This window comes from Bacillus sp. TL12, assembly GCF_022625245.1.
GTDB lineage: Bacteria > Bacillota > Bacilli > Bacillales > Bacillaceae_G > Bacillus_A.
On the sequence record NZ_JAJJBY010000003.1, the window covers coordinates 173,185 to 199,778 of the forward strand.

At 35.2% G+C, this 26,594-nt stretch carries 25 protein-coding genes, 3 pseudogenes and 1 riboswitch; of the genes and pseudogenes, 8 read left to right on the top strand and 20 right to left on the bottom strand.

The annotated features are described in order from the left end of the window. Positions 1–14: 14 nt before the first annotated feature. The 6 genes from kdpA to LOK41_RS04460 all read right to left on the bottom strand — a co-directional run bounded on the left by kdpA (position 15) and on the right by LOK41_RS04460 (position 5,496). A complete protein-coding gene (gene kdpA, locus LOK41_RS04435; protein WP_241815432.1) occupies positions 15–1,679 on the bottom strand; it encodes a potassium-transporting ATPase subunit KdpA in 1,665 nt (554 codons plus the stop codon). A gap of 97 nt (positions 1,680–1,776) precedes the next feature. Further along, a riboswitch (cyclic di-AMP (ydaO/yuaA leader) is annotated at positions 1,777–1,919 on the bottom strand. Between the two features lie 304 nt (positions 1,920–2,223). Then, positions 2,224–2,907 carry a prolipoprotein diacylglyceryl transferase family protein gene (locus LOK41_RS04440; protein ID WP_241815433.1) on the bottom strand — a complete coding sequence of 228 codons (684 nt, stop codon included), beginning with the start codon at positions 2,905–2,907 and terminating at the stop codon, positions 2,224–2,226. A gap of 17 nt (positions 2,908–2,924) precedes the next feature. Then, the gene (locus tag LOK41_RS04445) at positions 2,925–3,479 is read right to left on the bottom strand and encodes a TlpA family protein disulfide reductase (RefSeq protein WP_241815434.1); all 555 of its coding nucleotides are present in this window, start codon (positions 3,477–3,479) and stop codon (positions 2,925–2,927) included. A 17-nt stretch (positions 3,480–3,496) separates the two neighbouring features. Beyond that, a complete protein-coding gene (locus tag LOK41_RS04450) occupies positions 3,497–4,210 on the bottom strand; it encodes a cytochrome c biogenesis CcdA family protein (protein ID WP_174102275.1) in 714 nt (237 codons plus the stop codon). Between the two features lie 55 nt (positions 4,211–4,265). Beyond that, positions 4,266–5,078 (bottom strand): M56 family metallopeptidase, encoded by an 813-nt coding sequence (locus LOK41_RS04455; protein ID WP_241815435.1) that lies wholly within the window; start codon positions 5,076–5,078, stop codon positions 4,266–4,268. A 4-nt stretch (positions 5,079–5,082) separates the two neighbouring features. Next, on the bottom strand, positions 5,083–5,496 hold the full coding sequence (locus tag LOK41_RS04460; protein WP_241815436.1) for a BlaI/MecI/CopY family transcriptional regulator: 414 nt from the start codon (positions 5,494–5,496) through the stop codon (positions 5,083–5,085). A 197-nt stretch (positions 5,497–5,693) separates the two neighbouring features. On the opposite strand from LOK41_RS04460, the gene LOK41_RS04465 reads away from it, so the two are divergent. Then, positions 5,694–6,392: a Type 1 glutamine amidotransferase-like domain-containing protein gene (locus LOK41_RS04465; protein ID WP_241815437.1), complete on the top strand. Its 699-nt coding sequence runs from the start codon at positions 5,694–5,696 to the stop codon at positions 6,390–6,392. Positions 6,393–6,453: 61 nt separating this feature from the next. Here the strand turns inward: LOK41_RS04465 and LOK41_RS04470 are convergent, their stop codons facing one another. The 3 genes and pseudogenes from LOK41_RS04470 to LOK41_RS04480 form a co-directional block, all read right to left on the bottom strand. Beyond that, positions 6,454–7,782 (bottom strand): MATE family efflux transporter, encoded by a 1,329-nt coding sequence (locus tag LOK41_RS04470; RefSeq protein ID WP_481748793.1) that lies wholly within the window; start codon positions 7,780–7,782, stop codon positions 6,454–6,456. 98 nt (positions 7,783–7,880) lie between these two features. After that, positions 7,881–8,205: pseudogene (locus LOK41_RS04475) on the bottom strand (GIY-YIG nuclease family protein). Between the two features lie 30 nt (positions 8,206–8,235). Continuing rightward, complete coding sequence (locus LOK41_RS04480; protein ID WP_241815439.1) at positions 8,236–9,000, bottom strand: DUF2087 domain-containing protein; 765 nt, start codon at positions 8,998–9,000, stop codon at positions 8,236–8,238. Positions 9,001–9,500: 500 nt separating this feature from the next. Here LOK41_RS04480 and LOK41_RS04485 point away from each other — a divergent pair, with 500 nt between their 5' ends. Beyond that, positions 9,501–10,721 carry a macrolide family glycosyltransferase gene (locus tag LOK41_RS04485; RefSeq protein WP_241815440.1) on the top strand — a complete coding sequence of 407 codons (1,221 nt, stop codon included), beginning with the start codon at positions 9,501–9,503 and terminating at the stop codon, positions 10,719–10,721. A 548-nt stretch (positions 10,722–11,269) separates the two neighbouring features. Here LOK41_RS04485 and fumC read toward each other — a convergent pair. From fumC to LOK41_RS04510, 5 genes and pseudogenes are all read right to left on the bottom strand, one after another. Next, a complete protein-coding gene (gene fumC, locus LOK41_RS04490; protein ID WP_241815441.1) occupies positions 11,270–12,658 on the bottom strand; it encodes a class II fumarate hydratase in 1,389 nt (462 codons plus the stop codon). A 299-nt stretch (positions 12,659–12,957) separates the two neighbouring features. Beyond that, a pseudogene (locus tag LOK41_RS04495) lies at positions 12,958–13,744 on the bottom strand (TerC family protein). A 139-nt stretch (positions 13,745–13,883) separates the two neighbouring features. Beyond that, on the bottom strand, positions 13,884–15,287 hold the full coding sequence (nhaC, locus tag LOK41_RS04500) for a Na+/H+ antiporter NhaC (protein WP_241815442.1): 1,404 nt from the start codon (positions 15,285–15,287) through the stop codon (positions 13,884–13,886). Positions 15,288–15,632: 345 nt separating this feature from the next. After that, positions 15,633–16,499: a TIGR03943 family putative permease subunit gene (locus tag LOK41_RS04505; RefSeq protein WP_241815443.1), complete on the bottom strand. Its 867-nt coding sequence runs from the start codon at positions 16,497–16,499 to the stop codon at positions 15,633–15,635. 12 nt (positions 16,500–16,511) lie between these two features. Then, positions 16,512–17,489: a permease gene (locus tag LOK41_RS04510; RefSeq protein ID WP_241815444.1), complete on the bottom strand. Its 978-nt coding sequence runs from the start codon at positions 17,487–17,489 to the stop codon at positions 16,512–16,514. 187 nt (positions 17,490–17,676) lie between these two features. Here LOK41_RS04510 and LOK41_RS04515 point away from each other — a divergent pair, with 187 nt between their 5' ends. Next, entirely contained in the window at positions 17,677–18,864 is a 1,188-nt protein-coding gene (locus LOK41_RS04515) for a GTP-binding protein (protein ID WP_241815445.1), read from the top strand. 36 nt (positions 18,865–18,900) lie between these two features. Here LOK41_RS04515 and LOK41_RS04520 read toward each other — a convergent pair whose 3' ends face one another. Continuing rightward, a complete protein-coding gene (locus LOK41_RS04520; RefSeq protein WP_241815446.1) occupies positions 18,901–19,236 on the bottom strand; it encodes a DUF3784 domain-containing protein in 336 nt (111 codons plus the stop codon). Between the two features lie 158 nt (positions 19,237–19,394). Between LOK41_RS04520 and LOK41_RS04525 the strand changes: the two genes are divergently transcribed. Both LOK41_RS04525 and LOK41_RS04530 read left to right on the top strand, forming a co-directional pair. Next, entirely contained in the window at positions 19,395–20,360 is a 966-nt protein-coding gene (locus LOK41_RS04525) for a DMT family transporter (RefSeq protein WP_241815447.1), read from the top strand. Positions 20,361–20,376: 16 nt separating this feature from the next. Then, on the top strand, positions 20,377–21,048 hold the full coding sequence (locus tag LOK41_RS04530; protein WP_241815448.1) for a GntR family transcriptional regulator: 672 nt from the start codon (positions 20,377–20,379) through the stop codon (positions 21,046–21,048). A 62-nt stretch (positions 21,049–21,110) separates the two neighbouring features. On the opposite strand, the gene fbpA is transcribed toward LOK41_RS04530, so the two are convergent. Together fbpA and LOK41_RS04540 are read right to left on the bottom strand one after the other, a co-directional pair. Continuing rightward, positions 21,111–21,281: a Fur-regulated basic protein FbpA gene (gene fbpA / locus LOK41_RS04535; protein ID WP_241815449.1), complete on the bottom strand. Its 171-nt coding sequence runs from the start codon at positions 21,279–21,281 to the stop codon at positions 21,111–21,113. Positions 21,282–21,499: 218 nt separating this feature from the next. Continuing rightward, a pseudogene (locus LOK41_RS04540) lies at positions 21,500–21,687 on the bottom strand (cation diffusion facilitator family transporter); the annotation flags it as partial. Between the two features lie 224 nt (positions 21,688–21,911). Here LOK41_RS04540 and LOK41_RS04545 point away from each other — a divergent pair. After that, positions 21,912–22,982, top strand: coding sequence for a beta propeller repeat protein (locus LOK41_RS04545; protein ID WP_241815450.1), 1,071 nt, complete (start codon positions 21,912–21,914; stop codon positions 22,980–22,982). Positions 22,983–23,032: 50 nt separating this feature from the next. Here the strand turns inward: LOK41_RS04545 and LOK41_RS04550 are convergent, their stop codons facing one another. The 3 genes from LOK41_RS04550 to LOK41_RS04560 all read right to left on the bottom strand — a co-directional run bounded on the left by LOK41_RS04550 (position 23,033) and on the right by LOK41_RS04560 (position 25,705). Beyond that, entirely contained in the window at positions 23,033–24,142 is a 1,110-nt protein-coding gene (locus tag LOK41_RS04550; RefSeq protein WP_241815451.1) for a DUF4179 domain-containing protein, read from the bottom strand. Then, on the bottom strand, positions 24,139–24,705 hold the full coding sequence (locus LOK41_RS04555; protein ID WP_241815452.1) for a sigma-70 family RNA polymerase sigma factor: 567 nt from the start codon (positions 24,703–24,705) through the stop codon (positions 24,139–24,141). Before LOK41_RS04555 ends, LOK41_RS04550 begins: the two co-directional genes overlap by 4 nt. Before the next feature lie 205 nt (positions 24,706–24,910). Then, the gene (locus tag LOK41_RS04560; protein ID WP_241815453.1) at positions 24,911–25,705 is read right to left on the bottom strand and encodes a PP2C family serine/threonine-protein phosphatase; all 795 of its coding nucleotides are present in this window, start codon (positions 25,703–25,705) and stop codon (positions 24,911–24,913) included. A gap of 160 nt (positions 25,706–25,865) precedes the next feature. On the opposite strand from LOK41_RS04560, the gene LOK41_RS04565 reads away from it, so the two are divergent. Both LOK41_RS04565 and LOK41_RS04570 read left to right on the top strand, forming a co-directional pair. Next, positions 25,866–26,276 carry a MarR family winged helix-turn-helix transcriptional regulator gene (locus tag LOK41_RS04565; RefSeq protein WP_241815454.1) on the top strand — a complete coding sequence of 137 codons (411 nt, stop codon included), beginning with the start codon at positions 25,866–25,868 and terminating at the stop codon, positions 26,274–26,276. Further along, positions 26,260–26,589, top strand: coding sequence for a DUF3147 family protein (locus LOK41_RS04570; RefSeq protein ID WP_241815455.1), 330 nt, complete (start codon positions 26,260–26,262; stop codon positions 26,587–26,589). The genes LOK41_RS04565 and LOK41_RS04570 overlap by 17 nt, the downstream gene beginning before the upstream one ends. The last annotated feature ends 5 nt before the right edge of the window (positions 26,590–26,594 follow it).

Below are 26,594 nucleotides of genomic sequence, written 5' to 3' on the forward strand. Positions count from 1 at the left end.
AAGCAACGCTATTATTATATGGTCAGATATTCGGCGATCGGTCCAAGCACGAGCACTGGCAAAAATGTTAATGCACCTACTATGCATACCGTCACAAGCAAGATTCCCCCAAATAAATGAGTGTCTGTTTGAAAAGTACCTACAGTTTCAGACATAACTTTCTTCTTTCTTAACCCAACTGCGACAGCTAACATCGTAATGAATCCCAAGTATCTACCAATATACATAACAATACCCGTTGAAAGATTCCAAAATGGTGTATTATCTTTTAAGCCTTCAAATCCAGATCCATTGTTTACAGCAGATGATGTATACTCATATATGACTTGCGTTAAACCATGAAAGCCCGGATTAGAAATAGCATCTGTGCCATATTGAGTCGAAAAGGCGATCGCTGCTGTCCCAAGAATGAGTAAAGGCTGAGATACAATTGTAATCGCGATTAATTTCATTTCTTTTCCTTCTAATTTTTTATTCAGAAACTCTGGCGTACGGCCAACCATTAACCCCGTTAAGAATACAGCAATCATCGCATACATAACGATATTCATAAAGCCGACTCCAATGCCTCCATACACAGTTCCGAAAAGCATATTGACAAGTGGAACCAATCCTCCAATTGGTGTTAACGTATCGTGCGTCGTATTCACCCCACCAGTTCCAGAGGCACTTGTAACATTGGCATAAAGAGCAGAAGAAATAACACCAAGACGTGTTTCTTTCCCTTCCATATTCCCTTGTGAACTCTCTATACCAAATTGATTTAACAGTGGATTTCCCTTTAATTGAGCAACCGCAAGTGTACTAAATCCGATAACAAAAAGAATAAGCATTGATGCGAAAAAGATTCTTCCTTGTTTTCGATTCCCAACCATTCTTCCATATACAAATGGAAAAGCCATCGGAATTAACATTTGTAGCATCATCTGCAGTACGTTACTAATCATATTAGGGTTTTCAAAAGGATGTGCAGAAACGGTTCCGAAAAAGCCTCCGCCATTGTCACCAAGCTCCTTGATAGATAGTAAAGACGCTACTGGTCCACGAGGGATCTCTTGCATTGTTCCTTCCACAGTTTTCACAGTAACTGCCGAATCAAGTGTTTGAGGTGTCCCTAACGATACAAAAAACAATGACATTACAAACGCAAACGGTAATAGCACCCTTGTGATAGCTTGTACAAAATCGACGAAGAAGTTACCTACCTTTTTTCCTGCTAATACACGAATAAATGTAATACCAATCGCCATTGAAGTAGCAGGCGCTGCAAACATCATAAACGTCACACCGGTCATTTGCGAAAAGTAAGATAAACTACTTTCTCCTCCGTAATGTTGTAAATTTGCATTTGTCATAAATGTAATGGCTGTATGAAATGCTAGAGTAGGTTCTAATCCTTCAAAATGATTAGGGTTTAATGGCAACATCCCTTGTAATCGAAATATAGCATATACGACTACAATGAAAAAGAAATTTGTCATGATTAAACAATATATATATTTTTCCCCACTTTGATTATGTCCTTTAATACCAGCTACTTTGAATAATACTCTTTCTAACGGGCCATATACTCTTTGAAAAAAATCATGCTTTTGAAAAGCATTGTATATGTAATTCCCCATAGGTTTTGCAACTAAAACGAATAGACCAATTGTAATTAGACTTGTAAGCCAATTCATTCTTTTTCCCCTCTCTTTTTAAATAACAAATTACTTTTTTATCATTAAGAGAATAAAAAGAAACACTAGGTTGCACCTAGTGTTTTTATACACACAAGTCCCCCCTCTCAAAACGCTGACGAGGTTAGCTGTCGGATTCGGACCTTGAGAGTAGCCCTACCTATAAAAGGATTCACCCCTAGTGACAAATGCACAAATTTGGTTCCCCCGCTCCTGAAGTGGATTAAGCGATTTATTATTTGGCTGTAAAATCCCTATTGAGCTATTCTGATTGTTAATATACTCCTCTAAATGATGGTTGTAAAGAGAGATAAAGTGAAACTTTAATTACTGGGGGGTTCTTCATCCCCCACTGATTATTACCCCTCACCAATCGGGCTTTTATGGGTAGCCCTACCCACCTAACTTCTTTTCTCTTGCTGAACTTTCAGGTGGGGGCTTACTGCCTGTTAATGCGGGATAAAACAAAAAGATATCAATTCTTACAATCTATAAAAATGATAAAAGCAGCAATGTATGAACAACCGTTCGTACATTGCTGCTTTTATTTTTTTGGAAGTAATACAACCCCTATACTAATCACACCAAAACTATGTATCTGCTGCATAGACAGACCAAATAATAACGGAACTTGCTCACTTATAAGCGAAATAAAAATATGGGCAGTTCCTTCTACAATTAGAAAATAACTTATGTATTTTCTAGTCCCTAGTCTCTCTTTTTGCCCCCACAACCATCCCATTATACAAATTGCTATAATGATTTCATACATGTATATAGGATGATAAGAAAACTTTGAATCATAAAGTTTCATTCCCCACGGCATTGTTGTCTGTAAACCAACCTTTTGATGGAATAAAAAATAGAAAATGATGATGCTTCCTATTCCAAATGGAAGTATGTCTAATAAAATAGAAAGCGAGTAATCAACCTTTTTACTGCGCCATACAATATATCCGCTTGCAATGAAACAACCAATTATAATGTGCTGAGTACTCCCTACAGCTAATAACGCTTGCCATGGCGATTGAAAAGCCCACCCTGGATTCAAAATTACTGGTGCGAATTTCCATGTTAAAATGATGATTAAAAATCCATTTGTTACGGCATCCATCATTCTGTCATATAAAAGACCTTGACTTTTCATTTTTAATTTCATGAACATGAGTCCAAACAAACTTCCCACTATGGGAGAAATCGGCTGTATTTTTACCATCCAGTCCATCATTATCTTGATGTCCCCTTTTACTTCTTAATTAATTGCTTAAATTTCTTTTCCAATTGATCCGGAGGTAATACTCCGCGCACTTGTTCTACAATGATGCCGTCTTTATCAACAAAAAACGTTGTTGGTAATGAAAAAATTTTATAATCAAGTCCAGCTACCCCATCCATATCTAGTAAAACAGGAAACTTAAATCCGAAACGATCCGCAAATGCCTTTGCCTCTTGTACTGGATCACTAACCGTTGCATTCACCGCAAAAATTTCGATTTCTCCTTTATATTTATCATAAAGATGTACTAAGTCCGGTGCCTCCATTTCACATGGCCCACACCACGATGCCCAAAAGTTAATAATATACGGTTTCCCTTTTGCATCATTTAATGAATAAAGCTTTCCATCTAGTCCTTTAAGTGTAATTTTCGGTGCCTTAAATCCTACTTGAGGCAATACTTCTTTCTCTTGCAGTGCCGATTGTTTCGCTTTCCTTCCTTTTTCTTCTTGCTTAGAATTATAAAAGTTAACTCCAGCCCAAATAAGTGCTCCAGCCAGTATAATTGCAATTAGTTTTTTCACGTTCTTTCCCCCTATTTTTAAAATCCTGTAAATCCATCAAATAATCTGATAAAGAATGCTGTTATTTTCGTCATTTGGTTCGTATAAAGTAAAATACCTGTCAAAACCATCATGCTACCGCCAATTTTCATCATGACACCCGCATATGTAACAATCCATTTGACCTTACCTATAAAAAATGCCATGACAAAGAACGGAACCGCAAATCCAAGTGTATAAGCTGTAATATAAAGAAGCGCCTCATCTGGGTTAGTTGCACCGAGCATTAATACTGCAGAGAATATTGGTCCCACGCATGGTGTCCATCCAGCTGCATATGTCATGCCAACAAAAATAGAACGAATATATCCAGTTGATTTACTTTTATAATGAAATTTCTTTTCAGACATAAGCCATTTCGGTTGAATGAGCCCTGTCATAAATAAACCCATGATGATAATAAAGATTCCACCGATTTGTTGAATGAGTCTTTGATTGGATGAAAATGTTACACCAATCCAACTTACAGATAAACCTAATGCATAAAATATAACGGAAAAACCTATTATAAAGAACAATGTGTGCATCAGTGCTGTTTTTTGCATCATACCGCGTTTTTCTTTTAAATCTTGAATAGAAACACCTGTAATATACGATAAATAAGATGGATATAGTGGCAGCGAACAGGGTGATACAAACGAAAGAATCCCTGCGCCTACTACAAGCCATATCGTTAAGTCTGCTGCGTTCATTTTACTCCTCCTACAAAACACTACATAAAGTAGTGTTCGATATTAAAAAAAGAGGCTATATGCACTCTCCGATAATAAGTACAAACGAAATGAGAAATAGCCCCATTGTCACATAAACAGAATTTGTATATAACGGCATCTTGAGCTTTATAGATGACTGGCTAATGATTTGCTCTACACGTAAATTGATTGCTGTCTTCGCAAAAGAAGCTGTTATAAACGGATTAGATGCTGTTTTTATTTTCATTAATTTCAATAACGCGCTACCTAGCTCAAACGATGATTTCATTTGATCCATCGCATATTTGTCCGCCAATAGCTCCTGATACGTATGATAGCGCTGTAACATACCTTTCAATACTGGAATATACATCATTCCTTCAGCTAACACCGTAAAAAGAAACAATTTTAACGGATCACGATTTTTTTGGTGATATTCTTCATGCAAAACAATCGCATCAATTTCTTCGTCTGTAAATGATTGAAACACACCTTCCGAAAGAACAATCTGCGGTTGAATCAATCCAACTGTAAATGCCGTAACTTCTAATGACGGCAGCAAGTACAGTTGTTTCCCTTTACGAGTAATCTCAACTAAATTTCGCTTTAATTTTTTGCTATAGAAAAACTGCCTCCATACTCTTTTACACACAACAAATAAGGTGAATACTAACAAGCCTCCCATTACAATACGAATGATTGATAATTCTCTCATGTGCTTTTGCAACTCAAATAGACAAAACTGTGATAGAAAAAAAACCTTATTTCCGAAGAAAAATGGATATGTAACGTAGTACACTAACATACCGAAAAAGAGAAGACTAATGATGCTTGCAAACAATACTAATTTTCGTATTTGCCACTTCATCACACTAGTCCTCTTTTTTCAGTTGATTGAGTTTTGCTTCTAACTTCTTTATTAAAACTGGATCAGCTTGGTCTAGTTCATCTAACATGTGATTCACAACGAGATCACCAAATTCCCCCATCAGTTCCTGTGTCATTTTCTTTGTTTGATTTGATAAAAAAGACTCTTTTGTTTGTGCAGCACGATATACACCGCTTCTTTTTACCGTTTGTTTTTGCAAGTGTCCTTTTTCTACTAAGCGATTCATTACAGTCATTACTGTATTAAAATTCACAGGAGAATCTTCACTTAGTTTTTGCTGAACTTCTTTGATCGTAATATCCGGGATATTCCAAATAATCTCCATAATCTTCGCTTCGAGCGGTCCAAAGAAATGATTTAATCCTTGCTCATTTAATTTATAGTTTTGGGTAAACATACCATGTCTCCTTTCACACTACGGATTGTAGTACAAAATTGACGAAAGGTCAAATATAGATTTACTAAAATATAACGTACATCCTTTCTCTTTATTCATACATGCTTTTTCATTTTCATCTTTTGTTACAGAAGGAAAGAAACTTCTCTACATCGAAACTTTATCAATAACAAAAATCTATTAGGTGGTGATTCATTATGAAATTAGCTGTAATTGGTGGGGGTTACTTTGAACAAATAGATCATTTCCATATAAATCAACGACTTATAGAGTTAACTGGGAAACAATCTCCAAGAGTATTGTTTATCCCAACGGCAAGCAATGATGATGAAGGTTATATAAACGACTTTAGAGAAACATTTGAAAAGCAGTTACAATGTGATGTTCACATTCTACGCTGCACACAAGAAAGTCCTAACGAAGATAAAATAAGTGAAATGATTCATTTCGCTGATTTTATCTATCTAGGTGGAGGAAACTATATTAATATGCTTGAAAAATGGAAGGAAAACAAAATAGATGAAAAGTTAATAGCAGCACTGCACAATGAAACATTCATTGCAGGATATAGCGCTGGTGCTATGTGCTGGTTTACAACCGGACTCCGTTCTAATTATAAAGGAGATGGTTATATGGAAATCGATGGCTGGAATAAAATAACCAAACATTTCTGCCCTCATTACAATCAACCGGATAGAGCAACCGCTTTTCATTTATTCTTACAAAACCATGCACGGAATATAGAAGGAATTGCTTTGGAGGATAACTGTGCTTTATATATAACCGAAAATTCCTTTGAGATTATCGGAGATCCAGAGAAAGCTTGGGAATTCTATATGCATGATGGAACACTCATGAGACACCACTTTGATGTAACGTTAAAAAGTTATTTATGAGCACTCAAATAAAAGTGCCCCTAAACTAGAAAGCTCAGGGACACTTTTATTTATTTTCTATTTAACTCACAAGCCTTGTAATCCGTTTCTTCTGCCATGAAAATTTATAGTACGCGTATTGTAAAATTAAACTTACAATAAACGCTGCTGGATATCCAATCCATATCCCTTCTATACCAAGATCCGTATGGTATGATAAGAAATAAGCAACCGGTACTTCCACAAGCCAAATCGATACAACACCGATAATAGTTGGCCATAGTACGGTTCCGCTCGCCCGCATCGTCGCACCAATAATTTGTGCATGACCGAAAATTAAATAACTCCAAAGCGTAATCATAACTAAACTATGCGCAATTTCAATTGTATCTGGATTTGTTAGGAACAGTGATAAAATCTCTCTTGAGAACATGTAAATTAGTGCGATTAATACGCCACCGATAATATAGTTCAGCACAATCCCAGCTCGAACGACTTTCTGTAATCGATCGAATTGATTCGCACCAATGGATTGTGCAGCAAAAATAGATACAGTAATCCCAAGGCTAACTGCTGGCATTTGTACATAACTTGCTACTTGGTTCACGACTCCATAAGCTGCGGTCGCATCAGAACCGAAGCGATTTACAAATGCAATTACTGCAATTTCAGATAGCGAAACTAAGATCATATTGATACTTGCAGGAATACCAAGGCGTAGTAATAACTTTAATAATTCCCAATCCATACGAAGGTATTTTCGCACTGTTTCATCCAATTGTAATGGATGATTTTTCTTCTTTAAATAAATAAGCATAACAACAAATGTTATAATTGTTGATATAACAGAGGCATAAGCAGCGCCATAAACATCAAGCTTCGGCATTCCGAGCCAGCCAAAAATAAGAATAGGTAATAGTATCATGTTCAATACTGTACTAACTATTAAAAAGTAAAATGGCGTTTTAGAATCTCCTGTACCTCGCATAAATGTTGTATATGCAAAATATAAGAATAAAACTGGCATGGAAATAAATAAAATACGTGCATAATGTACACTCATATCAATAATATTTTCCGGTGTCCCCATAAAACGCATAATATCCATGGCGAATACACTTCCTACTATTGCCAAAACAACTCCTATGATAAACGTAAATGTAAGTGTTGTACCAACAATAGCCTTTAAACGCTCCTCATTACGCGCTCCAAAAGCCTGACCAATTAAAATAGAACTACCAGAGCCAATTCCAATTACAAACGAAACAAGTAAGAAAAACGATGGAAAGAATGCTGAAATAGCAGCTAAATCTTGTTCTCCAAGCCAACGCCCTACCACTACCATCCCAAATAATTGTCCTACTGATTGTAAGACATTACTTAACAGTAACGGAACTAAAAACATGGACATTGATTTCCATATCGGTTTCTCTTCCTTTTGTTGATTTTGTGATTCTGCACCTTCTTGACCATGATCTGCCTGTGATTTCAAATTTCATTTCTCCTTTATTAAGAGAGTGCTCGGTTATATCCGTTCTCTCCATATGACTGTAATTCTCTCAGCCACTTCTCTTCTAATTTTTCCAATTCTTTCTTAACATTAAAAATACCCAGTTTCTTTCTTCTTCAAGACTTCTAATACTTCAAACTCAAAGGCATCTGCACCATACTGCTTCCAGTCATCTTGTAATGCCCTATTCGTATGAGAACCTACATTGAGTTCAAAACGTCTCCCGCTCATTGTCTTCAAATTCTTTGTATTTGTAATACGATAAACCCCAGCCTCAATCTCTGTTTCTTTGTATAGTTGCTTTAATTCTGCTCTCCTATTCATTTCTCATTCTCCTTCCTTCTTACCTTTTTCTTATAACTTAACCCAATATTGACTTCCATCAGCTGTTCGATCTAGAAAACCATACTCAATTAAATACCTTCTTAAAGTTACAAAATCTGAATACACATTTTCTAAAATTTCATTCACTTCTTTTTCTGAATACTTCTTACTATTATCAAATTTTTTCACTAAATGTTTTAATATAATCAGTTTACGTTTTTGTTTCTTTGGAAATTTAACAAGTGGTCCATCTAACCCCTCTGTAAAATGCAACTTCAGCACTTCATCATTTTCCTCTTCCGTAATGTTATATCTGTCGTCCACCATTGTAGCTGTTCTGTGAATTGGCAAAAATTTAGGATGCGTTTTCGATTTTTCTTCTGATAGTTCCATCAGTGCTAAAAACACCTTAGCCTGTTTCATCTTTTCTCGTAATGTAAAACGATGATTGCGAATTGTTGATGTACTTCCTCCATCCATTTCTTTCACAATTTCTTTGTCATTTAAGCCCATATAAAAAAACTGAACCATCTTCTTTTGTAAATCCGTTAAACCTGTAAATTTCTTATCAAGATTTAATAAATATTCGAACATAGACGTATGTTCATTCTCTATATGAAGCTGAACAAATTTCTCTGCTTCATATAAAACATTTTGGTTTTGATAAATAACCCCTTTTATAAACTTCTCTCCACAAGCTAAACAGATGTATTCTTCTGTATCTTCTTCAAAGATATACCCCTTCTTCAATTCTTCAATAGATGCATCCCAAAACTTCGCTGAAATATCACTCATGCTAAACAATCCTCCAAATGGTTTATTATTAATACAAACAAATCACGATATCGTTTATCCACCTCATCATATTATCACAAGTTAAGCAAACATTTCAACATTACGTTTACTTATTTTATAAACAAATTTTAAAACGTTTGTATATAATGTATAAAAGGAACTTTATAATGAATAAAAACAATGGATTACTGTCTCACTACAACATCTATCAAGGTCTTACTGCTCGCAAATACTCGAATAAACACAACCTCTAATCCCGCATAAAAAAGAAAAACATAGACAAATTCAAAAATAATTTGTTATAATCCAAACAATAATCAATTTCGTTTACACAAAATATCATTATTCATTCATAAATACTATACACCTCTAAAAAATTGAGATTTGATTTTGACAACCATCATATTTATACTTCGCACTGTTATAGGGATAATCAATGATAAAACGTATATTCTCTTCGCTAAGGCGTGTACCAAACTATATTTAATGGAGGGCTAAAGATGAAAAAAGCACTTTACATCAACGTTGGTGGAGAAGGACACGTAAACCCAACACTTGGATTAGTAAGTGATTTAATAAAACAAGGAGAACATATTGTCTATTATTCATCCAATCATTTTGAAGAAAAAATCAAAAAAGTCGGTGCCCAGTTTCGCCCTGTTAATCAAGAGGCACAAAAAAAGCTTGCAGAAAGTATGGATCTTATGGCTTCCCAGCCTCAAGAATATTTATTGCACTTTCTAAGTGCAATGGAATCAATCACCGACTCTATTCTAGAAGACATTTCCAACGAAACGTATGATTATCTCATATACGATGCACAGTCTTTACCTGGCAAATGGATTGCCAACCAAAATAAATTATTATCTATTGCAACATGGACCACTTTTGCATATTCACAAGATGCAAAAATAAATATGTCCCTGACAGGAATAGATAATATGGAACAAAAACAAGAACGTTTGGCTATGTTAAATGCATTTTTACAATTAGAAGAAATCGCCAAACGTAAACAATATTTAGAAAATAAATACAAACTTCCATTACCTTACAATTTCTTACTTTGCCCTGGTTCAGGAGATTTAAATATCGTCTTCACTTCTTCCTATTTCCAAAGAAATAGCAGCGTTTTTCAGAAGGACTATATTTTTGTTGGTCCTTCCATTACAAAAAATGAAATCGCAAACGATTTTCCAATGAATCTATTAAATGAAACACGTGTAATTTACATTTCTCTGGGAACGATAATGAACAATCAGCCAGACTTCTATCAAATGTGCTTTACCGCTTTAAAAGATTTAAGAGTTAAAGTGGTGCTAAACATAGGCAAACAATTAAAGGCAGAGCAGCTAAAGGATATACCTGATAACTTTATTGTACGTAGCTACGTTCCTCAATTAGATATACTTCGTCAAACTGATCTCTTTATTAGCCATTGTGGAATGAACAGCACCAATGAATCGCTTTATTTTGAAGTACCCTTAGTTATGCTTCCTATCATAAATGACCAGCATACGATTGCTGAACGAGTAAAAGAACTTGGTGCAGGAACGATGTTAAATATTCAACAACTATCAGTGGAGGATATCAAAGAGGCTGTTAATGAAATGTTAAGAAACCCCATTTACAAAAAGAATACCCAAAAAATTAGTCAATCATTTCGTAACGCGGGTGGTTATGCTAGAGCTGCTAATGAAATTTTCAAATTTACTCGTTCATAAAAATTATGAAAGCTCCATGTTTTCACTAATATGGAGCTTTTTATAGCACATAAGCGTTATCGTGTGAAACTAATTATTAAATTTACTTTGATTTTGCCCTCTTTCCCTTCTTTCAATAAGTTTAAGAATTGCAAATCCTACTATGATGGGAGATAAAAAACGAAGAGTAGAAGAGTAATTATATGTAGCCAATCTCAAAGAAGTGATACGTAGATACTGCTGTAGTTAGTATTACAATACTCGTCCAATTCGGTGAATCAGACATATAAAAAGATGTGAATATAATTCTGAATATCGATTGTAAAGCGATAAAGTAAAACTTTAATTATTTGGTTTTTTCTTCATTCCCCCACTTAACTTCTTTACTTTTGCTGAATTTTAAGGTGGAGGTCTTACTGCCCTAAAATAGCGGGATAAATGTGATAAGCACTGATAGTGTAGAAACAACACACTTCATTATTCTCACCTCACGTTCATTTCCATTATTTCACCATAAAAAAGCCAAAATTCTTAATTTAGAATCTTGGCTCTTCATTATTCATTAAAGCTTATTCTTTCGGTGCAATCATTTTCTTCGGATCTACAATTTCATCAAACTGTTCTTCTGTTAATAATCCTGATTGCAGCGCTGCTTCTTTTAACGTTAATCCCTCTTTATGAGCATGCTTCGCAATTTTCGCTGCATTTTCATATCCAATATGTGGATTTAATGCTGTAACAAGCATTAAAGAACGATTTACATTCTGATTAATCACTTCTTCATTCGCTTCAATACCGACCGCACATTTATCATTGAACGAAATTGTCGCATCGGCTAATAAACGAGCGGATTGTAAGAAATTATATGCAATTACTGGTTTAAATACGTTTAACTCAAAGTTACCTTGGCTCGCCGCAAAGCCAATCGTTGCATCATTTCCCATAACTTGCGCTGCCACCATTGTTAGTGCTTCACTTTGCGTTGGATTTACTTTACCCGGCATAATTGAACTTCCTGGCTCATTTGCAGGAATAATAATTTCACCAAGACCACTACGTGGACCACTTGCAAGCCAGCGTACATCATTTGCAATCTTCATTAAGTCAGCTGCTAATGCTTTTAATGCACCATGTGCAAACACAACTTCATCATGACTTGTTAATGCATGAAACTTATTTAGCGCTGATACAAATTGCTTACCTGTAAACTGGCTAATTTCCTCTGCTACCATCTCACCAAATTTAGGATGAGCATTAATGCCTGTCCCAACTGCAGTACCACCAATCGCAAGTTCCTTCATATATGTATTACTATCAGCAATCATACGCTCCGTTTTTTCTAGCATACGATGCCAACCACTAATTTCTTGCCCTAATGTTAAAGGTGTTGCATCTTGCAAATGCGTACGACCGATTTTAATAATACTTTGAAACTCATTTACTTTTTTCTCTAACGTTTCTTTTAATTTTATAATTGCTGGTAACACTTGATTCTCTACCGCGATCACGCAAGCAACGTGAAGAGCTGTTGGGAATGTATCATTTGAACTTTGAGACATATTGACATCATCGTTCGGATGAATATGTACATCAAGCCCTTTTTCTTTTAAAATTTGGTTCCCACGGTTTGCAATTACTTCATTCACATTCATATTCGATTGTGTACCGCTACCCGTTTGCCATACGACAAGTGGGAAATGTTCATTCCATTTTCCTGCTAAAATTTCATCAACTGCTTCTACGATTGCATGAGCCTTCTCTTCGGATAACTTTCCTAACTTCTGGTTGCTAATTGCTGTACTCTTCTTTAAAATTGCAAATGCTTGTACAATTTCAAGTGGCATATGCTCCGTCCCAATCGGAAAGTTTTCTTTACTACGTTGTGTTTGCGCTGCCCATAATTTATCAGCTGGAACTTTCATTTCTCCTAAAGTATCTCTTTCAATTCTGTATTCCATGTTTTCATCCCCTTGAAAATATAATTGCTACTTTTTTATTGTAACAGACTTCCCTTCAAATGATAAGGATTCTCACTCTTATTTACTCATAATTCTATCTTTAAAAAATTATCCCGCACTAACGGGCAGTAATACTCCCACCTCAAAAATCGGCGGGAGCAACGTCCTGCGATTCTGAGCGAGCGGCTTCCGCTTTTCTAAAGAAGTGAGGTGGGAGATAGACTGCCCGTAAAGGCCCGATTGGTTCAACTAATAATCAGTGGGGGATGAGGAAAACCCCCACTGATTAAAGTTTCACTTTATGTTTTAGATGGATCAGGTGATAAAAACCAACCGCAAACACCAATCGCAATTAATACGATATAAAAAATAGCTTTCCACGTAACTGATTGAGGGAAATCCTTATCAATGATTCCAACCATAGGATGTGCTAACGTTGAAATAATAAGCTTCACACCGACCCACCCAACAATCATAAACGCTGCAGTTTCAAGACCAGGCCTTGCGCGCAATAACCTTACAAAATAAGTAGCTGCAAACCTCATAATAACTAAACCAATCATTCCACCTGTTAAAATAACGAAAAACCTTCCTGCATCAAGGCCACCTATCATCCCTTTATTTAACGGGGTAATTGTCAATGTAAGAGCTACCGCAGCTAAAATAGAATCAATTGCAAACGCCATATCTGTAACTTCTACCTTTAGAACTGTTATCCAAAAACCACTTTTCTTTTTCGAATTATTTTTCTCAACCTTTTTCTCCTGTTCTCCATGTCCTTCTCTTTGCCACCTCTTTTTTCGGTATATTTTTAACTAGGCTTCTAGCCGAAAGAAACAATAAATACACTGCACCAATTGCTTGCATCTGCCACACATTCACAAGAAATGAGATTAAAAACAATGATCCAAAACGAAAGAGAAACGCCCCAAATAATCCATAAAATAATGCCTTTTTCCTATCATCTTCAGGTAAGTGCTTAACCATAATGGCAAGTACAAGAGCGTTGTCCGCAGATAAAACACCTTCTAATGCGATCAAAATTAATATAACTCCCCCATACTCCAGCAATAATGATTCAGTCATAGCTCTCCTCCTATTTTTGATACTATATATTTTGCTTTCTGATAGGGGAAATATACGAATATCACTAGAAACGAAACAACCCGTAAGTTCACATTGAACTTACGGGTTGTTTTAATATTGAAAGAGATAATCCTAGTTATTATGACGCTTGTTTTCCTTTTTCAGCATCATCAACATACCAAATGAATTTCCCTGTATATCCGTATATAACTGCTAGTGCTAATGATACGAAGCTCATCCACATGAATGGGATATACGATAATGTTGCGACCCCTAATATACCAGCCATGAAAATCCCATTATCAGACCATGGAACCATACCTGAAGTTAGTGTTCCACCCACTTCTGAGTTACGTGCTAATATACGGCGATCAAGTTTTAATTTATCATAACTGTCTTGCATGATTTTTGGAGTTAAAATAAGTGATACGTACATGGCACAGCCAAATACGTTTGCTAGGAAAGCAACGATTAATGTGGAAAGCGTTACATTTCCTGCAGAGTTTAGTTTCTTCTCAAATTTTGATACGATTACTTTTAAAACACCTAGTTTTTCAAGTAATCCCCCGAAACCTAATCCAAAAATAATAACAGCTACTGAACTAAGCATACCATTGATTCCGCCGCGATTTAGCAACTTATCAATAAAATCCACACCTGATTCAATAGAGAAACCGTTATATGCTGTTCCAATTGCATCTCCAAAGTGCATACCTTGGAACAAGGTTGCCCAAACTGCACCGAGAAGCGCACCCATCGCAATTGTTGGCATTGATGGTTTTTTCATTGCTAATAGCGCAATAACAATAACCACTGGAACAAGCATCCATATTTTAATATCAAATTCCTTTAATAATGCCTCTTTTAAAAATTCAACTTTGTTTAAATCAACGTTGTCCCCACCATACATCCAACCAGCAACTGTAAACATAATTCCAGTAATAATGTATGCTGGAACATCTAGCACAAGCATCGCACGAACGTGTGCAATAACATCCACTTTTGCCATTGAAGCAGCAAGTACTGTACTATCAGAAAGCGGAGATAACTTGTCCCCAAAGTACGCCCCTGAAAGTACTGCTCCGGCAACTAATGGAAGTGGTAAACCAAGACCTTCACCGATTGCCATCATAGCAATACCAGCTGTACCAACCGTTCCCCACGATGTACCCGTTGCAAGAGAAGTAATCGAACAAATAATTAACGTTGCTAATAAGAATATACTCGGATGAATAAATTCTAATCCGTAATAGATTAATGTCGGTACAACACCGCCAGCAATCCATGTTCCAATTAGTGCTCCTACAGCAACTAAGATGAGCACAGCTTCTAATCCGTTTGAAATTCCCTTTGTAATTGCATCTTGCAACTCTTGATAACGAAACCCTAATCTTAATCCAAGCGCAATTACTAAAAACCATGAAATAAATAGCGCTAATTGAATCGGCAAATTAAAGATCGTTTGAAAGGAAAAGACAACAGCAAGAAACAGTAATAAAAGAATAATGATTTCTGGAATCGATGGTAATCTTACACTTTTCATTTGCTTCTCTCCTTACAAGTCGATAACATGATGTATGTCGCCTAATATGTACTTTTGTATATATATTGCACAAAGACAAACTATAATTTTCACATTATTTCGATTTGTTTTTTAGTATAATAAATATACACCTTTTATATTGTAAAAGTAGCGCCGATATTTCGCAATGAAAATTATTAAAAAATCGTATTTTTATTTATATTTGCCTAAAAATGGCCTAAAAAGAAAAAAAACCGTTGAACTACATTAGTCAACAGTTTTTCACCTTCTATCATTTTACAATACAAATATCCCCTTACCCTTCCACCTTTATTCCTTAGCAGTATGAATAGATATTGCAACATATCACTGCGGCAAAGCATCATACACATACGGATCTTTCGGCTGTTCCACTTTTTCTGCTTTATTTAGTTTTACAAGTGGAAATAGCGTCCCTTTATATGTCGTTTCATCTAGTGTCCCTGTTACTTTCACCCATGTTTCTTCCGGAAGACTTTTCACCTCTTCTCCTGAAACAATCATTCCCCAAACAGAAGCATCCGCAACACAACACGTAATTCCATAACGAGCAACTACTATTTTATCTCCCTTTACTTCTTTATCATGATAAACAAAACCCGTAAATGTGATTTCTTTCCCTTTAAATCCAAGCACATCTTGACCAATTACATTCATCGTTTGAATATAATTTTGATTATCTACTTGGATTGTATTTTGTTTCATCATATTTCTTTCTAATTCTCCCGGTGACTGCCCTGATGCAGGAAGATTTTGAATTGGTTCTTCTTCTTGATCAACTAATAGCTCCCTCCAATCAGAACTTTCGGGTTGTTTCTTCGCTCCTGCACTTTGATTCATGCCACGTTTTGCTGCTACACTACCATCAATTGTCACATTAGAAAATAAAAATGCACTCACAATCGGAATGAGAAAAATTGCGTATAACATACAAATTCCAACTTTTGATTTTGGTACTGTATGATTTTCGCAGCAGTTACAGTTTCTTTTTTTCTCTTCATTCCCATTCCATACTTGTAAGCAGCCTAAAATGATCGAAAGAAAAAACGCGAAATAGATAAACTTTATCATTTTGGGTGCGATAAAATTATCAATATTTCCTGTTACTAGTAGTTTAAATAGAAGCATTGCAAACCCAAGTAAAATAATCCCTCGAATATATGCATGAAATTCTTGTTTCCTTTGCTTTTTCATGATCGCCATCTCCTAACTCATTGCAAACTGAACAACGATATATACACTAATCGTGACAATGCCAATAAAGAAGAAAACAAATCTTTTTTGAAAGTAAGCAAATAACATCAAAGTATTTTTCAAATCTAACATCGGTCCAAATACTAAAAAAGCAACGAGTGCTTTTACGGAAAATATATGACCAAATGAAGCTGCGATAAATGCATCTGCTTCTGAACAAAGCGATAGTACATAGCCAAAAACCATCATGACAAAAGGTGAAATCACCTCGCTATTTGCAATTTCTACAAGCAAGTTACGATCTAAAAATGTTTGAAATAAACTTGCTAAGAACGCACCAATTAATAAATACTTTCCTGTATCAAAAAACTCATCCACTCCATGACTTATTACGTCTCGCCAACTTTTTTTCTTCTCATCATGAGGAATCACTTTTTGTTCTTTTAAAATACTTTTATTACGGTATACATAATGCACAACTAAGCCTATCAATAATGCAACAAATAATGCTATCCAAAAACGAGCATATACAACATTTGGATTCGTTCGAAATGCATAATACGTTGATAAAAACACAATTGGATTTAAAATCGGAGCACTTACTAAAATCACTATTCCTACATGCGAGGGCAAACCTTTCTGAATAAGCCGTCTTACTACTGGAATGATGACGCACTCACACATTGGAAAAAGGACACCAACAAATGCAGCAGGAACCATTGCAACAATTGCTGATTTTGGTAATATTTTTTGGATCATCTCCTCTGTCACAAATACTTGAATAACAGAAGAAACAAGAACTCCTAATAAAATAAAAGGTACTGCCTCAAAGAAAATACTTAAAAAAATTGTATTTACGTTCAACCATTCTTTTGGAATAGTCTTATGCAAATTTGCTAGGTTTGTGAAATCTACAAAAAAGAATAAAAAAAGAAAAATAGCAATGAGAATCGTACCAATTAACTCCTTTGATATTCTATTAAAAACCAAATTCCTCGCCTCCACTTTATTCATATTTAAACGTATGCTTGTCCTTTTTTTCTATGACAATTCCCAAACATTTTTCACATTTCATTTCTATTCACAAATCGTAATCATTATGATTTATTCTTGCATTTCTTTTTAAGGTCATTTATCATAAAACGTAATGATTACGATTTATAAGGAGGAATATATAATGAAAAAAGTACCCATTACCGTATTAAGTGGTTTTTTAGGTTCTGGTAAAACAACATTATTGAATCATATTTTGACAAATAGAGAGGGCTTAAAAGTAGCTGTCATTGTAAATGATATGAGCGAAGTAAATATTGACGCTGCACTTGTAAAGCAAGGAGGTTTTTCTCGTACAGAAGAAAAGTTAGTAGAAATTCAAAATGGTTGTATTTGTTGTACTCTGCGAGAAGACTTAATTATAGAAGTAAATCGTCTTGTAGAGGCAGGAGATATTGACTATATTGTGATTGAATCTTCCGGAATTAGTGAACCAATTCCTGTTGCTCAAACATTTACGTATATAGACGAGGCACTTGAAATTGATTTAACAAACAAATGTCGTCTCGATACGATGGTTACTGTAGTCGATGCCAATCGATTTTGGGATGATTTTGCAGCTGATGAAAGCTTATTAGATCGAAAGCAAGCAATTGATGAAACAGATACACGAGAAGTTATCGATCTACTAATAGATCAAATTGAGTTTGCAAATGTTATTCTTTTGAACAAAGTAGATTTACTAGAAAAAGAAGATATTCTCGAACTCCATCTTCTATTACAAAAATTAAATCCTAGTGCAAAAATTATTGAATCTTCATTTAGCGCAGTACCACTAAATGAAATTTTAAATACGAATTTATTTGACTATGATGAAGCAAGTCAAGCTGCAGGCTGGATTCAGGAGTTAAATAGCAAACACCATACACCAGAAACAGAAGAATACGGCATTAATTCCTTTGTTTATCGCCGCAAACGTCCATTTCATCCTGTTCGACTTATGAATTGGTTAAAAAAATGGCCTTTGGATGTTGTAAGAGCAAAAGGTTTTTTCTGGCTTGCATCCCGTAACCACATGATGGGGCTTCTATCTCAAGCTGGTTCTTCGATTACCATCCAAGGAGCTGGTGAATGGGTTGCAGCATTACCTAAAGCTGAGCAGCAACAAGTAATTGCTGAAGAACCAGAAGTCTTAAATAATTGGGATGAGCAGTACGGGGATCGAATAACAGAACTGGTCTTTATTGGAGTTGAAATGAATCAATATGAAATTGAACGTTCTTTAGATACATGCTTATTAACCAAGGAAGAAATGAGACAGAATTGGGATGATTTTGTTGATCCAATTCCTCCTTTTACCGTGGCATCGTAATGTAAAGTAGAAAAACAAGATGGCTTCCCTCAAAGGTTACCATCTTGTTTTCGTTTGTTCTTTAGAGTTATTAGGCTTATTTATTACATTCCCCCATATAACAAGTAAAACCGTACTCACAACAACAAAAACTCCATAACCAATCCCCGCAGCATCACCAAACGCTTCTAATCCAAATGGCAGCAGAGCGGTAGCGATTCCTATTACGTAAGAAAAAATCCCAGCTATTTTTGCAAGTTTTTCTTTATCCCCTACAAACGGCTCTTCTTGATATCCTGCAAGGAGAAATAACCGCTTTTTTATATGGATTTGGTATCCCAGAATAAGAATTAACATACCTACAAGAAAACAGATTATAAATCCGCCGATCATCAAACTCCTCCTTTACAATATTTTACCATAATCACACCTATTACTTGTTCAAATGTACTATTAAAAAATTCTGTTTATTTTTAATAGTACTCGTGATATATTACATATTGTATTCAATATTTCGAATTCGATTTTCTTTCGGGAAGGAGGATCTTGCTATGGATTCAGGACGATTGAAAGGTATTATTATGGTCATTACAGGTGCAAGTTTATGGGGATTATCCGGAACTGCTGCACAGCAACTTTTTCAACAAGAAAATGTCTCTACAGAATGGTTAGTTACAATCCGCTTACTTATATCCGGAATTATTTTGCTCTTATTCTCCTCATTTAGAAGTAAAAAATCAGAAGTACTCGGCATTTGGAGACGAAAAGCCGATGCAAACAAAATGATTTTATTTGGATTGTTAGGCATGCTTGCAGTGCAATACACCTATTTTGCTTCTATTAGGGAAGGAAATGCTGCAGTCGCAACATTGTTACAATATTTAGCACCAATATTTATAACTGTTTATCTCATCTTTAAATGGAATATTCGTCCTACAAAAATCGATTTTATTTCGATCGCACTATCTTTAATCGGACCCTTTTTCTTACTAACAAATGGATCCATTGATAATTTAGCTGTTTCAACACCGGCTATCATTTGGGGCATTTTATCTGGTCTATCACTAGCATTCTATAGCCTTTATTCAAAGGAATTATTAGAGAAGTGGTCTTCATCTGTCATTGTTGGATGGGGGATGATTATTGGAGGGATTGGTGTAACTATCCTACACTTTTTTGCTACAAACGAGTTCATCTTATTATCAGGCATGAAATATTTACAGCCTAACAATCTGTTTCTCATTACATTCGTTGTGATTTTCGGAACACTTATTGCGTTCTACTTATACTTAGATAGCATCCGCTACCTTACACCGAAAGAGACGACACTATTTGGTTGTACAGAACCACTTGCAGCTATCATTTCTTCGATTCTCATTTTGCATGTTCCGTTTCAATCATTTCAATTGTTTGGTGCTCTTTGTGTTATTGTTATGGTACTTGTACTTAGTCAAAAGCCTGATGAAGGAAAACCGAAACTACAACTTGTCGAGACAAAAAAACAAAACATAAAATGAAAGGAACTGTCTGGTCATGCCCATTCCTCAAAACTATCGAAAGCAAGAAAGAGTATCTGCTAAGTCACTTGTGTTAAATCAATTACAAGATTGGATTATTGAAGGTATTTTACAACCTGATGAAAAAATTAATGACGGAGAGCTAGCCGAAGCTTTAGGTGTGAGTAGAACGCCGGTTAGAGAAGCGTTGCAAGTGTTAGAACTCTCCGGATTGGTAGAAATGGTTCCAGGACAAAAAACAAAAATTGCCCCTATAAAACTAGAAGATGTATCTGTTATCTATGAAACAATTGCTGGTCTTCATACCATTATTGGAAAACAAGCAATTCATCAAATAATGGAAGCAGATCTAATAAAACTTTCTGAAATAAATGCAGCATTCGAAAATGCTATAAATGAAAAAAATTCAAAACAAGCTTTACATTTAGATATACAATTTCATAACACAATTGTAACAATCGCTAAAAACACATACATCGAACCGTTCTTAGCAAACATCCAGCTTCATGTATTACGTCTTGAATACCTATTTTTCCAGAACTTCATTCCTGCACGTCAATCGATTGAAGAACACAATTTAATCATTGAGGCGTTAAAAAAACAGGATACGGAACAAATAGAACAAATCATGTCTCAAAACTGGTTACGGCCAATGAAAGAAATCCAAAAAATAATCTCTGTGGAATAATGAAAAGAGCCGTTTACGTGTTCTCTCAACACAAACGGCTCTTTCTTTACAATTCTATATGACTATGCACGAATCTCGGCATATTTCTCAAGGTCTCTATACTCTTTTTCTAGTTCCTCTAAGGAAAGCTCGTATAATTGTCGATCAAGAACTTTAAATACACCTGCCCCAATTAACTGATCAATTAACTGCCTCTTACGATTTTCAACAGCAAAACGGAGTTGACTACTCATCTTTTTAAAACTCCTTTCTACAATAATTGAAAATGATAATCCTTATCAATTACCACTTTGATTATAAAAGATGATGTTTTAGAAGTAAAGTAATATGATGAAATATTTACCTTACAAACTGTTTGTGGCCACATTATATATATGTATGTTTCGTAAGATCGATTATGCCACTTTTTATCATCTTTTTTCTTTCATACTTCGCAAAGTGGTTCTTTATGTTTTTCTTCAATTTTAAAGGTAAGCAAGCTTAAAGTAAGAGAGACTGCATCACTTAGCATATGCCCAGCATCTGGTAAAAGTGCTAAACGCCAATGACTTCGGCAATCATAAAACCTGTCGTTAATATGAGTGCAATCATTAACGCTTTTTTATTTTGTGAATGACCATGATTATGTGAATGTTCCATATAAATCTCCATAAACAATAATTCCTACATTCTATTATGTGACAGGCCTTGCCAATTTATCTAAATCTATTCACTTACATCCCTAGCCACGATCCATCCCTTCACTTATACCCCTTTCGTTATTTCTACTATCATTTCCTTTTTTCTCAATTAAAAATAAGACTACTTCTTTTTCTTTTTCATATTATTTAATACTGTTAAGAAATGAAGAGGAGGATATAAAATTGAAACGATTATTCCTTTGTATGGAACGTGAACTTCTTGTAGTGGAAGAAAAAAATGAAGAATTTCAAGTTCAGTATCACTTACAAAATATGCAACCTACTTGTATTGCGGTTGATCCATTTCAATCAAATCGTATATATTGCGGAACATTTGGCCGAGGGTTATGGGTAAGCGATGATAGAGGTGATTCTTGGCGACCAATTGGAGATTCTTACCGCTATTTTGACTTTCCTAAGGACGATGGTATTTTACATTCTGCCATTACTTCTATCGCTATAAGTCCTATTAAACAAGTTAACGGTTACGGCATTGTTTATGTAGGAACGGAGCCTAGCGCTTTGTTTTATTCAGAAAATGGTGGCGAAACATGGGGTGAGTGTAAGAACATGAAATCATTGCTATCTTCATATACATGGGCATTTCCACCACGTCCATTTACACATCATGTTCGTTGGATTACAGTTGATCCAAATAAGCAAGATACGATCCATGTATCAATTGAAGCAGGAGCTGTTATTCAAAGCAAAGATAGTGGCCAAACTTGGGAGGATAAAAAATTCGGTGCTCCTATTGATGCTCACCAACTACTTATGCACCCACTGGCTCCAAATCGTCTTTACGCATCATGTGGCGATGGATTTATGAGTGGACCCGAACGTGCATATCTTGAAAGTTATAATAGCGGAAACAGTTGGATTTCTTGTAGCGAAGGTTTAGAACATCACTATTTATACAGTATGGCGATCGACCCTAGTGATTGTGATACGATACTTGTCTCCGCTGCGCCAAGTGCTGACCTAGCTCACCATCGTATACCTTATGAATCTTATATTTATCGGAAAACAAAAAGCACTCCTTTCCAAAAAGTACAGCACGGGCTACCGTCAACAATTGGCACTGTCATCTCTATGCTTGCAACAAACCCCGCAGAACCTCATACGTTTTACACTTTAAATAATAATGGTGTATTCCAATCTTTAGACAGTGGGCAAACTTGGGAGCAATTAAACATTCCATGGAAAAAAGAATATAAAACACAACATCCACATGCTTTACTGATTACCTCCTAACAAAAAATAAAAGGGCTATCTTATTTTTATAAGACGCCCTTTTATTTCTGTTATTTCTTTAAATCAATTACGATATCATCTAAAACAATATCTTTACTTTTCGCCTCTTTTTTAGGTACTTCGATCTTCTTCTCTTTTCCGCCACTCATTTCTACCCCGCCATGGTTCTCAGGAGTTCGAGTTCGCAAATTCGCATGAGGAGTCACAATTAATTTTGTTGCATTTTCATTGAGTTTTTGGAATGTTGTACTCCAGTGAATTTTATTTGGCTCTGTAGCTGTACCTGTTCCTCCATTCCCTTCACCAGAATAAAGATTACCTAAGTCATCTTTAACTTCCAACTCAACTTCTACATCATCCCATTCCTTCCTTGTATTTTTAGAAACTTCTTGATTGTAATACAGAATAAACGATATCGGGGACACAGCCATCTTTTCCATATTTACTTTTACGCCTTCTTTTTCGGAACTTCCACTAATTGTTCTTTCTTTACTATCCATTGCCTTCACAGTAAGAGCAAAATTCCAATTCCCTTCTATTCCTTTCTCTTTATCCGGTATTTCTATTCTATCTATATTCCACCTAAGTTTTATTTTGCCTTTTTTGTTACTGCTATGATGTGTCGTTGTCACCATACCTACATACTTTTTATCTGCGACTTTTGACATTTGACCACTTCCTGTTGTTCCTCCATCAGCCTCCATTATATCTAATCCTCTCATTATAATAGGATCATCTCCCAAGTCTTGCTCACTTTCCATTGAATACGTTATTGATACAGTTCGTCCATCAGAAATTACATCATTAATCGTGATTTTAACCCCATTACTTTCCCTCGTCATATTTAACTCAGTCGAAAACTCTTTATAATTTTCATATAGCCCGGTTCTACCATTATCTAAAAATCGGAATATATCACCTACTATAGGAAGCCCTCCAGCGTATGTAGGAAATCCAATACCAAGCGTTGCAACTGACAACCCTACTAAAATCGATGCAGCAGCGACACCCTTTTTCCATTTCTTCATTTTTTTCTTTTGGTGTATCGATTGTTTTAAATTACGCTTCACTTTTTCTCTTTCAAATTCATAAGCCTTCATTTCCTCTAATTCTTTTTCATCTATATCAATGTCATTTAATAGCTCGTAGATGTCTTTCATATTACACTACCTCCTAAACTAAGATTCGTAGCATTTTTTTGTAATTTCTTTTTCCCACGATAAATTCGATTATCAACCGCAGCCCTCGTTAAACCTAGCTTTTCTCCTATTTCTTCCGTCTTGAACCCTAGAAGAAACTTCATGATAAAAATCTTTTGATCCACAGGCTCTAATTCATTAATTATCTTCACAAGTTCATTTCTATCTTCTATTACAATGAATTCATCTTCTGCGGATCTTCCTTTATTTACATCCAAATCATCTGAAGTAATCTCAACTTCCTTATTCGCTTTCCTGTAATAATCAATCGCTTTAAATTTCGCAATTGCTGCAATCCACTTTTTAAAATCTTCCGCCTCTCCATGAAACTTGTTTGCGTTATGCCAAACCGAAAGAAAAATATCATTGATACACTCTTCTATCAATCCATCGTTTTTTAACGGAATGAGAACCTTGTGTGTTATCCCCTTTATTAATGGCAAATATGTATCAACAATAAACTCTAGCGCATCTTCTTTTTGCCGTTGCAACCTTTTTATAAAATTTTTCTCATTTGATTTCATGTAGCGATTCCCCTTATTTTTTTGTAAAAGCTTTTACACCTTATATAACGTACAAAATTATTTTTTCTCTCATATTTCTCATCTTTTTATTTTCTTAATTTTAATATAAATGCATATTAAATTATTAGAATATAACTCACATTCTTATCTATTCAAAAAATAAAGTGAGGTTAAGATCCATCCTAAGCTCACTTTGTAAACAATATTAATTTGCACATTCTCTCTTTTCCGTATCAATGGACCATCCGATAATAGTCGCACAATCTCTTCCCTTCCATTCAAGCACGTTTGCCAATACAGGCTCTATCTGAAGACCACCCCCATTATACAGTACTTCAAGTAAAGACTGATCCTCATCAAACGACTGTTTATCACACTCTAACACTCCATCTGTCGCTAAAACAATATGGTTCATCCCCTTCTCTAATCCACGAACGCCAGAAGTGAAACACGGCGTATTAGCAGCAAACACATTTTTTCTTCCAATATACTCATAAAATTTACGCTTATTTAATCTTCCTTTTCCATTTTGTAATTGTTCTGCATGAAATAAGTAAGCAAAGCATTCTCCAACTGATAACCAATACAAGAATTCACCTTTTCTTAAACAAATTAAACAGGCTAGTTCTGCATTTTCTTGTTCACTTTTCTCAATAAACGATTCATCTGTAAATAACGCTAATAAGTACATATGCGTATGATGAAATGCCAGATGGATGGGATACGAGAATAATTCTTGTAACTTCTCTTTTCTTTCAGAAATTGCATCTATTATATAATGTATATTTTTCGTTTTATGATGAGCGTCAAAAATCATAACAAATTCAAATTCTAATTGCGGGTCCCACCAAGCTAGCACTGCATCTCCTCTTTCGTACGCATCACTCTCTTGATTCCCGCCATATATACCAACTGAAAGAGGACCACATTTTTCAACATGTATTTGGTCTAAATACATCTTTTCATGACTAATCCATTTAAATGTATGCACTTCGATCATCCTCTCTCTTGCTATTTGTATGCCTTTACACTAAGAGTACCGTATATTGCAAGAAAAATAAACTTTTTGAATATTTTCATGTGAAATAAAAGGATTTTACATCTCACAAAACGAATATATCTTAAAATACGATACAAATAAAACACGAAGGACCATTATCATGAAAAATGTCAATCAGAATTGGGAAACTATTTATTATCACTTACGGTATGAATATGAGGACAATCTTTCTCACCAAGCCATTCGAATTCTGCAAATCATTTCCCGAGAGACGGAAACTAAAATTGGCAAGGTTGCATCTGAATTAGGATTATCCCATAATACAGCATCAGAACATGTAAAACGCCTAATTCAAAAAGGATTTGTTATAAAGGAACGAAATATACAAGATGAACGAGTTGTCAATCTTACATTGACTACAGAAGGTAAAGAAGCATTAGCGAAACATACATTATTAGATGAAGAAAAATTAAAAGTATTAGAATCTCAATTTTCAACAGAAGAACAACAATTAATCGAAAAAGCCTTTTCATTACTAGCAAAGGAGTCAAAGTATGCATTTCCTCGTTAAGGTCATTGTCTCCGCCCTTATCATCGGCGGTGTAACTGAATTTGCCAAACATTATAGTGCAATTGGTGGTTTTATCGCAGCACTTCCTCTCATTAGTTTGCTTAGCTTGTTTTGGATTTCATTTGAAGGCGGGGGTAAACAAGACTTAAGTCAATTTGCTTTAGGAGTATTATACGGATTTCCTGCATCAGCACTTCTTTTATTTATTGTGTATCTCGGATTAAAAAATTCTTTTTCACTAAGTACATCTGTACTATTCGGTATCGGCATCTGGTGTATCGTTTTCGCTTGTCAAAAATTATTTCAATCCTAGGGGAG